This is a genomic window from Streptomyces sp. NPDC054783 (assembly GCF_053611725.1).
The window spans coordinates 315,279-330,060 of record NZ_JBSHAY010000005.1 but is presented as its reverse complement, the minus strand read 5'-3'; the positions used below and the strand labels follow the sequence as shown (position 1 = coordinate 330,060).

The 14,782-nt window shown below is 72.4% G+C and carries 11 protein-coding genes; 7 read left to right on the top strand and 4 right to left on the bottom strand.

Annotated features, from left to right (window positions below; all coding sequences use genetic code 11):
• Positions 1-32 precede the first annotated feature (32 nt).
• From ACWGJ5_RS13240 to ACWGJ5_RS13225, 4 genes are all read left to right on the top strand, one after another.
• A complete protein-coding gene (locus ACWGJ5_RS13240; protein WP_453309827.1) occupies positions 33-275 on the top strand; it encodes a DUF397 domain-containing protein in 243 nt (80 codons plus the stop codon).
• 187 nt (positions 276-462) lie between these two features.
• Positions 463-1,365, top strand: a complete 903-nt coding sequence (locus ACWGJ5_RS13235) for a universal stress protein (RefSeq protein ID WP_453309826.1) — start codon at positions 463-465, stop codon at positions 1,363-1,365.
• A gap of 625 nt (positions 1,366-1,990) precedes the next feature.
• On the top strand, positions 1,991-3,406 hold the full coding sequence (locus ACWGJ5_RS13230; RefSeq protein ID WP_453309825.1) for a 3-hydroxybutyrate oligomer hydrolase family protein: 1,416 nt from the start codon (positions 1,991-1,993) through the stop codon (positions 3,404-3,406).
• A 162-nt stretch (positions 3,407-3,568) separates the two neighbouring features.
• Positions 3,569-4,066 carry a glycosyltransferase family protein gene (locus ACWGJ5_RS13225; RefSeq protein ID WP_228622448.1) on the top strand — a complete coding sequence of 166 codons (498 nt, stop codon included), beginning with the start codon at positions 3,569-3,571 and terminating at the stop codon, positions 4,064-4,066.
• 15 nt (positions 4,067-4,081) lie between these two features.
• On the opposite strand, the gene ACWGJ5_RS13220 is transcribed toward ACWGJ5_RS13225, so the two are convergent.
• Complete coding sequence (locus ACWGJ5_RS13220; protein WP_453309824.1) at positions 4,082-6,052, bottom strand: N-acetylmuramoyl-L-alanine amidase; 1,971 nt, start codon at positions 6,050-6,052, stop codon at positions 4,082-4,084.
• Between the two features lie 258 nt (positions 6,053-6,310).
• Positions 6,311-7,456: an aminoglycoside phosphotransferase family protein gene (locus ACWGJ5_RS13215; RefSeq protein WP_228622450.1), complete on the bottom strand. Its 1,146-nt coding sequence runs from the start codon at positions 7,454-7,456 to the stop codon at positions 6,311-6,313.
• 335 nt (positions 7,457-7,791) lie between these two features.
• On the opposite strand from ACWGJ5_RS13215, the gene ACWGJ5_RS13210 reads away from it, so the two are divergent.
• Complete coding sequence (locus ACWGJ5_RS13210; RefSeq protein ID WP_453309823.1) at positions 7,792-9,285, top strand: DNA-binding protein NsdB; 1,494 nt, start codon at positions 7,792-7,794, stop codon at positions 9,283-9,285.
• A 65-nt stretch (positions 9,286-9,350) separates the two neighbouring features.
• Here the strand turns inward: ACWGJ5_RS13210 and ACWGJ5_RS13205 are convergent, their stop codons facing one another.
• Positions 9,351-10,781, bottom strand: a complete 1,431-nt coding sequence (locus ACWGJ5_RS13205; RefSeq protein WP_453309822.1) for a PP2C family protein-serine/threonine phosphatase — start codon at positions 10,779-10,781, stop codon at positions 9,351-9,353.
• Positions 10,782-11,127: 346 nt separating this feature from the next.
• On the opposite strand from ACWGJ5_RS13205, the gene ACWGJ5_RS13200 reads away from it, so the two are divergent.
• Positions 11,128-11,544, top strand: coding sequence for an SsgA family sporulation/cell division regulator (locus tag ACWGJ5_RS13200; RefSeq protein ID WP_453309821.1), 417 nt, complete (start codon positions 11,128-11,130; stop codon positions 11,542-11,544).
• A 133-nt stretch (positions 11,545-11,677) separates the two neighbouring features.
• Entirely contained in the window at positions 11,678-13,702 is a 2,025-nt protein-coding gene (locus ACWGJ5_RS13195) for a phosphocholine-specific phospholipase C (protein WP_453309820.1), read from the top strand.
• Here the strand turns inward: ACWGJ5_RS13195 and ACWGJ5_RS13190 are convergent.
• A complete protein-coding gene (locus ACWGJ5_RS13190; RefSeq protein WP_453309819.1) occupies positions 13,692-14,726 on the bottom strand; it encodes a Gfo/Idh/MocA family protein in 1,035 nt (344 codons plus the stop codon). The two genes, ACWGJ5_RS13195 and ACWGJ5_RS13190, sit on opposite strands and share 11 nt — an antisense overlap.
• Positions 14,727-14,782 lie beyond the last annotated feature (56 nt).

Below are 14,782 nucleotides of genomic sequence, written 5' to 3'. Positions count from 1 at the left end.
CCCGCGGACGACGAACCGGGAGGAGCACGGACGTGGCCGAGACCACCACCCAGCAGAAGCCGCTCACGGGCTGGGACAAGCCGCAGCTGGACCTCAGCAAGGCCGAGTGGCAGTCCAGCAGCCGAGGGCTGGGCGATGTCCAGATCGCCTTCGTCGAGGGCTTCATCGCGATGCGCAACAGCGGCCGTCCGGAGAGCCCATCCCTGATCTTCACGCCGGCGGAGTGGGGTGCCTTCGTCTCCGGAGCACGGGAAGGGGAGTTCGACCTCACCTGATCCGGCCCGGCGGCGAGACCGGCACCACCACCCGAACCGGACCGGCACCGCGCGTGCACCGGCAGCCGAACCGGGGGTGTTCCGCGCGGATTTCCGGACACGCGACCAGCAGGACCCCGCTGGGACCGAGGCCTGCGTCAGGCTGGCCCGAGCAAGGGGAAGGTCGTGTTCCGAAAGGTGAGGGACGATGAGCACTGCGCCGGTCATCGCCGCGGTCGACGGTTCCGACGACAGCCTGCGCGCGCTGGACTGGGCCTTCGACGCCGCCCGCCGCCGCGCCGCGACGCTGCGGGTGGTGCACGTACGGCAGTACGCCGCCTGGGGCCAGGCCGATGTGCTGGTCGCCGCACCGCCCGAGGCGGAGGGCGATCCCGTGCTGGACGACGTTCGCACCCGGCTCGCGAACCGCGGCGCGGAACCTGCCGTCGAGTACGTCGCCCTGGAGGGCGTACCGGGCGCCGTGCTGCCGGAACTCGGCACCGACGCCCAGCTGTTGGTGCTCGGCTCCCGGGGCCGCGGCGGCTTCGCCAGCCTGCTCCTCGGCTCCAACGGGCTCGCCGCCGCCCGGGACGCCGAGTGCCCCGTGGTCGTCGTACCCCGGCCCGGTCGGCAGGTGCACGGCGACGGTCCGGCCGAGCCCGGACCCCGGGTGGTGGTCGGCCTGCACGCGGACAGCCCCGACGAGGCCACCCTCACCCTCGCCTTCACCGAGGCCGCCCTGCGCGGCGCGCGCGTCCAGGTGATCGCCGCCTATCCGTGGCCGGTGCAGGCCTGGTCCGCCCCTGGCCAGCCGGTGCCGCCCCAGATCGACCAGGGCGCCGTCGAGAACGAGATCCGTGCCCTCGCCGAGGGCTTCCTCGCCCCGCACCGCGAGCGCCACCCCGAGGTCCGCGCCGACGCCGAGGCGCTGCCCGGCGACGCGGCCGGCCATCTCGTCGCCGCGTCCAGGGACGCCGAACTGGTCGTAGTCGGCCGGCACCGGCGGCGCCTGCTCGCACCGGCCCGCATGATGGGCTCCGTCACCCAGGCCGTCCTGCTGCACGCGGCGAGCCCTATCGCGGTGGTGCCCCCGTTGGCGCCGGGGGAGTGAACGCCGGGAGCCGAGGCCGGGCAGCGCCGAGGCTGGGTCGGTCTCGGCTGTGGTGCCCCGCGCCATGGTGGCGGCCCACACGCCTGCATAAGGTCCCGCCATCCCCGGCGCTGTGTGCGCCACCCCGCGCCCGCGCCCTGCCGTGTTCCCCTATCCGGTCCTCGTGTTCCCCTCCCCGCTCCCCGCTCCCCGCTCCCCGCGTTCTTCCCCCGCTTCCTTCCGCGCCTGCTCGCCGTCGCCGCCGCAGTCCACGGCACCGCGCTCGTCGGCCCCGTGCCCGCCGCCCTCGCCTCCGTGACGCCCGTTCAGGTGAGCGACTTCGGATCCAACCCGGGCGCCCCCCGCATGTGCTTGTACCGGCCCGATTCACTTGTACCGGCCCGCGTCCCCGCCGGCACCCACCGGTCGTCCCGGCCCTGCACGGCTGCACCCAGAATCGCGCAGGTCCACGCCCGACGACTGCGGCCTGCCCCAACTCGCCGATCGCGACGGCCTTCTGCGACACGGTCGGTCATGGTGGCCGACGATGCTGCCGGGGCCGTCTTCATGGCGGCCGCACACATGTCCGGCGCGCCCACTCCGCCCCTAGCCTCCGGCGCATCCACCCACAGCCGGAGGAACCCGTATGCCGACCACACCGCACAGGCGGCCCACCCGCCGAGCCGTTCTCCCCGCACTCTCGCTCACCGCGGCCTGCCTGCTGCTGACCACCCCGGCCACGGCGGCACCCACCGGCACATCCGACGGCCACTGTGCCGGCCGCGCCCCCCTCCGGGTGCCTGGTGCCGCCCACCAGCAGGCCGACTGCCTCGACGAGCTGACCACCGCCGGCACCGTGGCCTCCGGCCACACCGACCCGGCCGACTACGCCGGACTCACCCCCAAGAACCTGCCCACGCCGAGCGGCGTGCCCGGCATCCAGATCGACGGCTACTTCCCCGACACCTCCACCACCAACACCAACCACGGCTGGAACCACGACTCCCAGTTCGTCATCCGGCTGCCCGACCACTTCAACGGCGGCCTGGTCGTCGCCGGGACGCCCGGCAACCGCGAGCAGTACGCGAACGACAAGGCCGTCTCGGACTGGGTGCTGGCCCGCGGCTACGCCTACGCCGCGACCGACAAGGGCAACACCGGCACCGCCTTCTACCGCGACGGCGAGCGGCCCGGCGACGCCATCGCCGAATGGAACACCCGCCTCACCCAGCTCACCCGTGCCGCCCGCGCCGTGGTCACCCAGCGCTACCACCGTCCCCCGGCCCGCACCATCGCCACCGGCCTGTCCAACGGCGGCTACCTGGTCCGCTGGCAGTTGGAGAACCACCCCGAGCTGTACGACGGCGGAGTCGACTGGGAGGGCACCCTCTGGCGCGCCGACGGCCCCGACCTGCTCACCTTCCTGCCGCAGGCCCTGCGCAACTACCCCACGTACGCGGCCGGCGGCCCCGGAGCCGCCGAGGCCGAGGCCGCCCTGCACCGGGCCGGCTTCCCGGCCGGCTCGGAGTTCCTGTGGCCGTACCACTACCAGGTCTACTGGGACCTGACCCAGCGCATCTACCGGGAGGAGCTCGACCCCGGCTACGACGGCGCCACCGAGGCCGGCACCCCGTTCTGCGCCTCCGGCACACCGGGCTGCGACGCCGACTACGACTACGCGGCCAGGCCCGCCGCCGTCCACCGCGCCGTCGAGCGGATCGCCCTCACCGGACGCCTCGGCAAACCGCTGATCACCATCCAGGGCACCCTCGACGTGCTGCTGCCGATCAGCCAGGACTCCGACGTCTACGCCCGCATGGTCCACGCGGCCGGGCGCGGCGCCCTGCTGCGCTACTACCGCATCGAGGACGGCACCCACACCGACTCACTCGTCGACGCCTTCCCCGACCGACTCCGCCCGATGGTCCCCTGCCACCACTCGGCCTTCGAGGCACTGGAGCGCTGGATCTCCGGCACCGCCCTCCCGCCCGCCGACCACACGGTCCCGCGCCCGCCCGACGCCGGCCCGGCAACGCTGCTCGGCAACTGCCCCCTGAACTGAGCGGCAGCCCCGCGCCCGAGGGGCGCGGGGCCGTGTCCGGTATCCGGTCCCGCCGAGGGGCGCGACCAGCCACAACGGACCCGCAGCCGATCGACGGCCCTGTCACGGCCGTTCCGGCGGAGCCGCTCCGCACTTCCGGCGGAGCCCACGTACCATGGCCGCATGTCGTTCCTCCGCCGCCGCAGCGCCACCCCAGCCGGACCCGACTTCGACGTGCTGGCCATGGACCCGGGCGACTGGCCGGGCAACCTCGGCGCGGGTCTGCTGCCCGCGCCCGACGGCACCTGCCAGGGTGTCTTCCTGCGCTACGACCTCTTCGGCGGCCGCGGCCCCGCCATGATCATCGGCAACCTCCCCGAGGGCTCCCCGGCCCGCGAGGTCGCCGAGGACGAGATCCCCTTCGAGGTGGGCCAGCTGCTGCTCGCGCTGGAGAACGACGAGGAGATCACCGTCGTCGGTGTCGAGGACACCCCGGTCCTCCAGGGCGACAACCTCCTCATCGTGCGGCGGCTGAAGCTGTCCGAGTCCCGGATCTCCTGCGTGCAGTTCGACCGCAGCGACGGCGTCCTCGTCACCATCGCCGCCTGGGACCGCCCCATCACCGACGACCTGTACGCCCTGCTGAAGCCGCTCCCGGCGGAGCTTTTCCAGCAGGGCTGAGTCCGCCCGCGCCGGTCAGCCGGCCGAGCCCTCGAGGGTCACGTCCGCGGCGCGGACGAAGGCCACCCGGTGGCCGTACTGGATCTCGTAGTACAGGTCCTTGCCCATCACGACCCGGTGCGAGTCGGTGGTGAAGGTGACCGAGTAGTAGTACTCGCCCGGCACCTCGTCACCGACCACGTACGTCTGTCCGGCCGGGATCGTGTACGGCAGCGGGACGACCGACTGCGCGGGGACTCCCGCCGGGTAGGCCTCCTTCTCCGGGTAGGCCCTGCCGTACACCGGGACGCTCGCCAGGCCGTCCTTCGGGGTGATCACCAGGCCCTTGGCGGGCACCGCGGCCGGAGCCGTGCGCGGGTTCTGGAACCAGGCCTTCTGGCCCAGGTACCAGATCGCCGTCCAGTCGCCCCAGTGGTCCGCGACCGCGTACTGCTGGCCGGTGGAGACCCGGGAGGACAGGTCGTTCACGTCCTCGGTCGGGTCCTTCTTCAGCCCGATGTCCTTGACCAGCGGCGCGTTGACGTCGTGGTCCGAGTACAGCCGCACCTCGCTGGAGCCGTGCGCCGTGCACGCCTCGCCGCCGGTGGTGCAGCCCGTGTACACCGGCTGGTTCTCGGCGTAGTCCGGCAGGATCGTCACCAGCCCGCCCTGCTTGCCGGCCGTGCGCTTGAAGGGGTGGCCCAGCAGCTGGAAGTAGTGCCGCCAGTCCCAGTACGGACCCGGGTCCGTGTGCATGCCGGGGATGGTGGACGTGGTCGGGCCGGGCACGTTGTCGTGGCCCAGGATGTGCTGCCGGTCCAGCGGGATGTCGTACTTCCTGGCCAGGTACTTCACCAGCCGGGCCGAGGAGCGGTACATCGCCTCGGTGTACCAGGCGTCCGGGTTGGCGAGGAAACCTTCATGCTCGATGCCGACGGACCGGGCGTTTACGTCCCAGTTGCCCGCGTGCCAGGCCACGTCCTTCGCCTTCACGTGCTGGGCGATCAGACCGTCCGTGGAGCGGATGGTGTAGTTCCACGACACATAGGTCGGGTCCTGGATCAGGTTCAGCACCCCGTCCCAGGCGCCCTCCGTGTCATGGATGACGATGTACTTGATGCTCTGCGACACCGGCCGGTCGCCGAGGTCGTGGTTGCCGTAGTCGTCGTTCCCGAACTGCGCGTACGGCGCCCAGACCGCCTCGCAGGACACCGAGCTCGGACATTCGACGCCGTCCGTCGGCAGCGTGTCCAGCCCGGCCCGCCGCAGTTGGGCGGTGTCGGCGGTCAGCCGCGGCTGGGCGGCGAGCGCGACCAGCTGGCCGTCGTCCGTGGTGCGCTCCTCGCCGGTGCGCAGGACGTCGTACACGTCGTCGGCATACGTCGCCGCGGTCGCCCCGTCGTCGGCGCCGGAGAAGCGGGCCACCGCGCCGTACCAGTCGGCCGGGTCGGCGCTCAGCGGCTCGCCCAGTTCCTTCTGCGCGGCGGCGAGCAGGGCCGCGCCGCCGGCCACGTTGGCCGCCGGGTCGCTGCGCAGTTCCTCGGCCGTCAGGCCGGTCAGCTGCGCCGCCTTCGGCAACGTCTTCAGACGGGCGGGAAGCGCGGACTCGGCCGGCACCTTGACGGCCGGGTGCACGGCGGCGCGCTCGCCGTCTCCGCGGGCGTCCTCCGAGCCCTCGGCGTTGTGCTCCGTGGTGGCGATCGCGGTCCGGGCGTCCGTGAGGTGCATCGGACCGTAACCGCCGGACACGCTGGGCGCGCCGGCGTGCCAGTCCCAGCGGGACTGGAGGTAGGAGACGGCCAGCAGGACGCTCTGCGGCACGTGGTACTCGGCCGCGGCGTTGGCGAACGCCTGCTGCAGCCGGCCCGCGGAGGAGTCCGTGGCGCTCTGCGCGGGGGCCGCGCCGAGCAGCGGCACCAGCAGGGCCGCCGAGGCGAGCGGACCGGCGGCCCGCCGCAGCTGTCTGTGGCCGGGTGCGGACGTGGAAACAGTGGCGGAACCTCGCAATGCGGCCTCCTGTGACGGGCGGGCGTGGCGGGGCGTGCGGCGCCGAGCTGGGTCAGTGGTACCGGCTGGCCGACGATCCGTCAATGATGCCTTCAGGAGGGCGATTTCCCATGTCGCGATGGGCTTTCGGCGAGTTTCCCGACGGCGGTGCGCGGGCCTGCGGGGCGTCACTGGCGTACACCAGTGGCCACCGGGCCCGGACACACGAAGGTCCGCGGTGCGCCGCCGCTCTGGCGCACCGCGGAACCGTCGTCCCCGTCAGCGAGTGCCGACCGCCGCTCGGACGGCCTTGCGGGCCATCTGGCAGTCGTCGTGCAGCCGCCTGAGCAGCAGCCGCTGTTCCTCGCCGGACGGCGCAGCACCGGGGTGGGCCAGGCCCGGTGCCGCCGGGGCCACCTCGTGCATCGAACGCTGCACGGCGGTCTCGTAGGTACGGATCTCCCGGGTCAGCACCAGCATCAGGTTCACCAGGAAGGCGTCCCTGGAGGCCGGGCCCGCCGACTGGGCGATCTGGCTGATCTGCCGCCGGGCCACCGGCGCGTCCCCGAGGACCAGCCACAGCGTCGCCAGGTCGTACCCCGGCAGGTACCAGCCCGCGTGCTCCCAGTCCACCAGCACTGGACCGGCCGGTGACAGCAGGATGTTCGACAGCAGGGCGTCGCCGTGGTTGAACTGGAGCATGCCGTGGCGGCCCACCTCGTGGGCGATGCCGTGCAGCAGCTTCTGCAGATCGCCGAGGTCCCGGTCGGTGAGCAGCCCGAGCTCGTGGTACCGGGAGATCCGGGCCCCGTAGTCCAGGGGCATGTCGAAGATGCCCGCCGGGGGCCGCCAGGCGTTCACCCGGCAGATCGCGCCCAGCGCGGCCCGGATGTCCGGGCGGGGCGGCGCCTCCGCCGGATGACGCTGCAGCGCCGCCACCCGGCCCGGCGCCCGCTCGATGACCAGGGTGCAGTTGTCCGGGTCCGCCGCGATCAGCCGGGGCACGCGGACCGGTGGCCGGTGCCGGACGAACGAGCGGTATGCGGCTATCTCGTGGCGGAACCGCTCGGCCCAGGCGGGCGAGTGGTCCAGCAGACATTTGGCCACGGCCGCGCCGCGCCCGGTCGTCCCGACGAGGAGGACGGACCGTCCGCTGCGCCGCAGCACCTGCACCGGGGTGAACTCCGGACAGATCCGGTGCACCGATGCGATCGCGGTGCGCAGCTGCGCGCCCTGGGGACCGGACAAGTCGAGTCTCCCGCTGAGCGGTTGGGTGCCGACCTGGCCCGGCACCCGCCGGAGCCGGCCCGCGACCGGCACGGGGCCGCCCGGACGCGCTGCCGGGTCCAGGTACGGCCCGCCGCCCGCGGGGCGGGAACGCAGCGGCCGGGGCGGGGCGGACACGGAGGACGATGCTGCGTACATGGGAGATACAGATCCCTTCGTGTGCCTGCGGTGCCTGCCTGTGGTGCGTGCTCGGGGCACATGCGCGGGGCCGGAGCGCGGGGGAGCCCGTACTCCGTTCGCATGCACTGCGAGCATGCGCCTGCCCGGCCCGGCCGCCCGGGTGCACCCTGGGGAATGCACCCGCGAGGCTCCACAAGAGGCGAGCGGCGACCGGGTCGGGGTGGCGCGTTCCTACTCGACACCCGATGCCCAGTGGCACACCATCTGGCGGGCCCTGGCGAACCCTGGCGAATAGTCGCCCGGCAACCTCCGCCGGGCTACTGTCAACTCAGCCGAGAACCTGGGGGCTTGATGTGAGCGGACAACCCAACACCCGTCTTGCGGACCTGTTCGGCCTGGCCGGCTGGTCCAAGGGCGAACTCGCGAGGCTGGTCAACAAGCAGGCGGCGGCCATGGGCCACCCCCAGCTGTCGACCGACACCTCCCGGGTCCGTCGGTGGATCGACATGGGAGAGATCCCGCGCGATCCCGTACCGCGGGTGCTGGCGGCCCTGTTCACCGAGCGTCTCGGCCGTGTCGTGACCATCGAGGACCTCGGTCTGGTGCGGCACGGGCGTACGGGGAATCGGCAGGGCGACGGGATCGAGGAACATCCCGACGGCGTGCCGTGGGCGCCCGAACGTACCGCCGCGGTCCTCACCGAATTCACGGGAATGGACCTCATGCTCAACCGACGCGGCTTGGTGGGCGCGGGTGCCGCGCTCGCCGCGGGATCCACACTCAGCAGCGCCATGTACGACTGGCTGCACACCGACCCGGCCCTGAAGGCCGACGCCCCCGTCCTCGACGACCCCCTGCACGCCGACCCCGCTGGGTTCGACCGCTATGAGGCCGCCCCCATCGGGTCGCAGGAGATCGAGGAACTGGAGCGCTCGGTCGAGGTGTTCCGCGCCTGGGACGCGGCCCGTGGCGGCGGGCTTCAGCGCAAGGCGGTCGTGGGCCAGCTCAACGAGGTGGGCGGCATGCTCGCCTACCACCATCCACCCCATCTCCAGCGGCGCCTGTGGGGCGTCGCCGCCAACCTCGCGGTCCTCGCGGGCTGGATGTCGCACGACGTCGGCCTGGAGCCCACGGCGCAGAAGTACTTCGTCATCGCCGCCCATGCCGCCCGCGAGGGCGGAGACCGGCCGCGCGCCGGTGAGGCCCTGTCCCGGGCGGCCCGGCAGATGGTGCACCTCGGCCGGCCCGACGACGCCCTGGACCTGATGAAGCTCGCCCAGGACGGCGCCGGCGACCGGCTCCAGCCGCGCACGAAGGCGATGTTCCACACCATCGAGGCCTGGGCGCAGGCCTCCATGGGCAAGGGCCAGGCGATGCGCCGCACGCTCGGCCAGGCGGAGGACATGTTCGTCGCCGACCGGGGCGACGGCGAACCGCTGGACTGGATGCAGACCTTCAAGGACGAGGACCTGTACGGCATGCAGGCCCTGGCCTACCGCACGCTGGCCGAGTTCGACCCGTGCGCGGCCGCGCACGCCCAGCACTACGCGGAGAAGGCCCTGTGCCTGCGCGTCGACGGGCGGGAGCGGTCGAAGATCTTCGACCATCTGTCCATGGCCTCGGCCTGCTTCATCGCCGACGACCCCGAACAGGCCGACCGCTACGCCCGGCTGGCCCTGATGTCGATGGGTTCGAACTCCTCCGGTCGCACCTGGGACCGGCTGCGGCAGATGTACCGGCTGACCGCGGAGTACGCCGGCTATCCCAGGATCCACGAACTGCGGGAGGAGATCCGGCTCGCCCTGCCCAAGCCGAGGCCCAAGGGACCGCGCAGCGCACAGGCGTGAGCGCACAGGCACGGGGCCTGTGCGCCGGCTTCCGTCAGTGACCTCGACTCGTCGTTGACGTCAACTCATGCGGTGACCTTGGCGACGAGCACACAGGCGTCGTCCTCGCGTCCGGCTCCGCCGAACTCCTCGACCACCGCCCGCAGGCAGTCCCGCGCGGTGCGCGCCGCGCCGAACCGCGGGGCGAGGTCGAGCAGGCGGTCCACGGCCGCGCTCGGGCTGTGCCCCGGCACCAGCCCGGCGGTGTGCAGCAGCAGGAGGTCGCCCGGCCGGAGGGTTTCTTCGGCCTGCCCGTAGACGGCGCCCGAGATGGCGCCGAGCAGGACGCCGTCCGGTGCCTTCAGCATGCGCCCCGTCCCGTCGCGGTACAGCAGCGGGGCGGGGTGTCCCGCCTGCGCCCAGACCAGGGTGTGGCTCTGCGGCCGGTAGCGGCAGCAGACGGCACTGCCGAGTGCGGGCTGGACGGTGGCGTCGAGTAACTGGTTCAGCATGCCGAGCAGTTCACCGGGCGGGCTGCCGGCCAGCGCCATACCGCGTACGGCACCGAGCAGCATCGCCATCCCGGAGGCGACGGCCACCCCGTGCCCGGTGAGGTCGCCGACGCTCAGCAGGGTGTCGCCGTCGGACAGTTCCAGCGCGTCGTACCAGTCGCCGCCGAGCGGTGTGGTCGTCGCCGCGGGGAGGCGGCGGGCGGCGAGGTCGAGGGTGCGCGGCCCCTGGTGCGGGAGCCGCAGGGAGCCGCGCCATGGCGGTAGCACGGCTTCCTGCAGCTCTGCCGCGATCCGGTGCTCGGTCTGCTCCTGCCGGCGATGACGCTGCAGCGAGTCACGGGTCTCGCTCACCGTCCGGTGGCAGCGGCGCAGTTCGCTGACGTCGCGCAGCACGGCCCACATCGAGGACGTGCCGCCGTCGGCGCCGAGCACGGGTTCGCCCATCATGTGCACCGCCCGCACGGAGCCCTCGGGCCGTACGACGCGGAACTCGCCGTCGATGGGTTTGCCGTCGACCAGGCAGTCCGTCACCATCGCGGTCAGTTTCGGCCGGTCCTCCTCCAGGACCAGCGAGGGCAGTTCGTCCAGGGTGAGGGCGGGGGAGTCCGGGTCCAGGCCGAGGATCTGGTACAGCTCCCCGGACCAGGTCGCCTCGTCGGTCAGCAGGTTCCACTCCGCGCTGCCGACCCGGCTGATCAGCGAGCCGCTCGGGGCGGCGGCGGGCGCGGGCCGGCGGGCGGGTGCCCCGACCGGTTCGGCGGGCTCGGCGGCCGGTCCGTCCCGGAGCTGGGCCAAGTGGGCGTCCAGGTCGTCCAGTTGGTGCAGGGCGAGGTCGTACAGGGCGCGCTGCCAGCGTTCCGCCGGATCCTCGCCGTCGCTCGGGGTGTCCCGCCTTACGGCGTCCACGTCGCCCTTGAGCCGCCGCGTCTGCGTTATCAACGCCTCCACCGAGCCGGGTCCGGGTGGCTGGGCGGCTGAGCGGTCCGCGGAGACCGGTGACGGCATGACGCACTCCGTTGGGGACGAGACGGTCGGGGAGGACGGGGGGACCGTTACGACTCTCGCACAGCCCGCGACGCCCCGTAAGGGATTTGGCACCACACGATACGGTGGTGCTTCCGGCATATGCCAGAGTCTTCCCCGAGTGATCCCCGCGCACGAATGACGTACGTGCCGGGCGGGCCAAGTCGTAGGAGAACTACGCAAGTTGTGTCGCCCGGGCCGCTTTTCCTCGGCACTCGCGCGCGCGTTCACCGCTCCGTTGTTCCAGTATGCGGGAAGCGTCTTGTACCTGTCGAAGTCTGACCGGATTTCGCGGCATGCGAGGCGCCTTCGAGGACTCCATTAAGGCATGGACGCCATCACTGTCGAACAGCCCGCACAGGCTCGGCTCGTCACCGCCGAGGACGAGGAGATCCCCGTGTCGGCCACGCTGCGCTACACCACGGACGACCCCCTGGCCGTCTTCGTGGACTTCCCGCCCGAGGCCGCCCTGGACGGCGAGGAGGTCACCTGGGTCTTTGCGCGCTCCCTACTCGACCAGGGGATGCGGGTCCCGGCCGGCCACGGGGACGTGCAGATCTGGCCGCACGGCCGCACCCGGACGGTCCTGGAGTTCCACTCGCCCCACGGGCTCGCCCTGCTGCAGTTCCCCTCATCGGCGCTGCGCCGCTTCCTGCTGCGCACCTACGGGGTGGTGGCGCCCGGGCAGGAGGACCTGGCCGGAGTGGTGGAGCGGGGCCTGAGCGCCCTGTTCGGCGGGGTATGAGGCGAGACCCCGGGCGGCTTTGACTTCTGTTCACCTTCGCCTCACCGCTCCGGTATGGACCCCGACGACCGCCGCGGGCACCCTGGCGCGCGGTGTGCCGCAGGGGCATCCGAAGGTGACAAGGACGGGGCGAATGACACCGATCAGCCGAAGAGGCTTCGTGGGGCTCGGTGCGTCCGTGGCGGCGGGTGTGGCGCTGAGCGGCGCCGCCACCCGTACCGCAGCGGCAGCCACCACCGCGACCGGCACGATCAAGGACGTACAGCACGTGGTGATCCTGATGCAGGAGAACCGCAGCTTCGACCACTACTTCGGCCGTCTGAAGGGCGTGCGCGGCTTCGACGACCGCAGCGGCATCACCCTCGGCGGCGGCTACCCGGTCTTCAACCAGCCGAACGGGACGGGCCGCCAGTACCCGTGGAAGCTGAGCGCGACCCCGTCCGCGGGCGGCAAGGACGGCGAGACCCTGGCCCAGTGCAACGGCGACCTGCCCCACTCGTGGTCCTCGCAGCACTCCGCCTGGAACAAGGGCCGCATGGACAACTGGGTGGCAGGCGTCGGCAACGTCCGCTCGCTCGGCTACCTGGACCGCTCCGACATCCCCTTCCACTACGCGCTCGCCGACAACTACACCGTCTGCGACGCCTACTTCTGCTCCGTCCTCAGCGCGACCGGCCCCAACCGCACCTATCTGTGGAGCGGCAAGGTCGACTCCACCAGCTACGACGGCGGCGACGAGTCCGGCCTGACCTGGCAGACCTACGCCGAGGCGCTGCAGGCCGCCGGGGTGACCTGGAAGGTCTACCAGAACGCGGCCGACAACTACGGTGACAACGGCTGCGCCTACTTCAAGACCTTCACGAACGCCAAGGCGGGCGACCCGCTGTACGACCGCGGCATGTCCTCGGTGCCGAAGGTGACCGGCTCGACCCCCGACGACATCGCCGCCGCCATCAAGGCCGACGTGCTCGCGGGCACCCTCCCGCAGGTCTCCTGGATCGTCCCCAACCAGGCCTTCTCCGAGCACCCCTACGCCCCGGCCGGCGACGGCGCCCACTTCGTCAGCCTCGTCTACCAGGCCCTCGCCGCCGACCAGGACGTGTTCGACTCCACCGTCCTGTTCCTCAACTACGACGAGAACGACGGCTTCTTCGACCACGTGCCCCCGCCGGCACCGCCCTCCGGAACGGCCGGGGAGTTCCTCAACGGGGTGCCGTACGGCTTCGGCTTCCGTGTCCCGATGATCGTCGTCTCGCCCTGGACACGCGGTGGCTGGGTCTCCTCGGAGGTCTTCGAGCACACCTCGGTGCTGCGCTTCCTGGAGACCTGGACGTCCGCCATCGGCAAGCCGGCCAAGTGCGCCAACATCAGCGACTGGCGGCGCAAGGTCAGCGGCGACCTCACCGGCGTCTTCGACTTCGCCAACCCGGTCCACGGCTCGGTCTCCCTGCCCGCGACCAGCGTCATCGGCATCAACACCTGCGGTCCGCTGCCCAACCCGGTGCCGACCGACAACGCCCTGCCCGCCCAGGAGCCCGGCACCCGCCCCGCCCGCGCGCTGCCCTACCAGCCGGGCGGCTACCTGGACCACCTGGAGTTCGACGCGGCCGGAAAGATCCTGGCCTGGTTCACCATGACCAACCAGGGCAGCCCGGCCGCCCGCGCCGCCCACTTCTCCATCCACCCCAACGCCTACCGGGACACCACCCCCTGGCAGTACACGCTCGACGCGGGCGGCACCGCCTCCGACTACTTCAACATCGGCACGGGCTTCGGCGGCGGCAAGTACGACTTCACCATGGTCGGTCCGAACCGCTTCCTGCGCCGCTTCCAGGGCGACGCGACCAAGGCGGGCAAGTCGGCCGAGGTGAGCACCCGGTACGCGGTCGAACCGGGGACGGGCAAGCTCGCGATCTACTTCAAGATGACCAACTCGGGCTCGTCCTCGGTGAAGTTCACCATCACCTCCAACCACTACCGCGGCGACGGCCCGTGGACCTACACCGTCGCCGCCGGCGCCTCGACGGAGGACTACTTCAACGCCGTCGCGTACCAGAACGGCTGGTACGACTTCACGGTGACCGTCGATTCCGACGCGACCTGGTCGCGCCGGTTCACCGGGCACCTGGAGACGGGCGCGGCCAGCGTCAGCGGCTGACCCCGGCGCAGGGGTCGTACAGGTCCGGGCGCGGGGCGAGTCCCACGGCCTCCCGGCCGCCGGTCTCCAGCGCCCGGACCCCCGCCTCGGCGACGACCGACGCGGCGTAACCGTCCCAGGCGCTCGGACCGGTGACCTCGCCGCGCCTGGTGGCGTCGACCCAGGCCTGCACCTCGCGGTCGTAGGCGTCGGCGAACCGGACGAGGTAGTCCTGCGCCACCACCTCGCGGGCGCCGCCCGCGGCGGTGACCACCATGGTGTGCTCGTCGCCGATCCGCGCGCTGCCCTTCTCGCACACGGCCTCGCAGCGCACCTGGTAGCCGAAGCCGCAGTTGACGAAGACCTCCACGTCGACCAGGGCGCCCCCCGCGGTCTCGAACAGCACGAACTGCGGATCGAGCAGGCCCTCGGGGGCGTTCGCGGACGGGGTGGGACGCAGCACGGTCACCGCGGTCAGCTCCTGCCCGAGCAGCCAGCGGGCCGCGTCGATCTCGTGCGAGACGGAGCTGTTGATCAGCATGGCGCTGGTGAAGTCTCCGGGGGAGGAGACGTTGCGGTGAGTGCAGTGCAGCATCAGGGGACGGCCCAGATCGCCGCCGTCCAACAGCGCCTTGAGCCGGCGGTACTCGGCGTCGTAGCGGCGCATGAAGCCGATCTGTGCCAGCCGGCGGCCCAGCCGTGCCTCGGCCTCCACCACCCGCAGCGCACCCGTGGAGTCGGGCACCATGGGCTTCTCGCACAGCACGGGCAGCCCGCGGGCGAAGGCGGCGAGCAGGGCCTCCTCGTGGGCGGGGCCGGGGGAGGCGATCAGCACCGCCCCCACGCCGGGCGCGTCCAGCGCGGCCACAGGGTCCGGGTGCACGGTCACCGCGTCGAGGCCGGCCGCGGCTTTCGCGGCCCGCTCGGCGTCGGGGTCGGCCACCGCCGCGACCCTGGCTCCGCTGACCACTTGGTCGAGGCGTCGTATGTGGTCGGCCCCCATGTGTCCGGCACCCAGTACCGCCACTCCCAGCAGGTCACCCATGTGTGCGCTCCCTTACCCGACGATCACGCCGTAGCGTACGCCGCCCGGAGAACGCT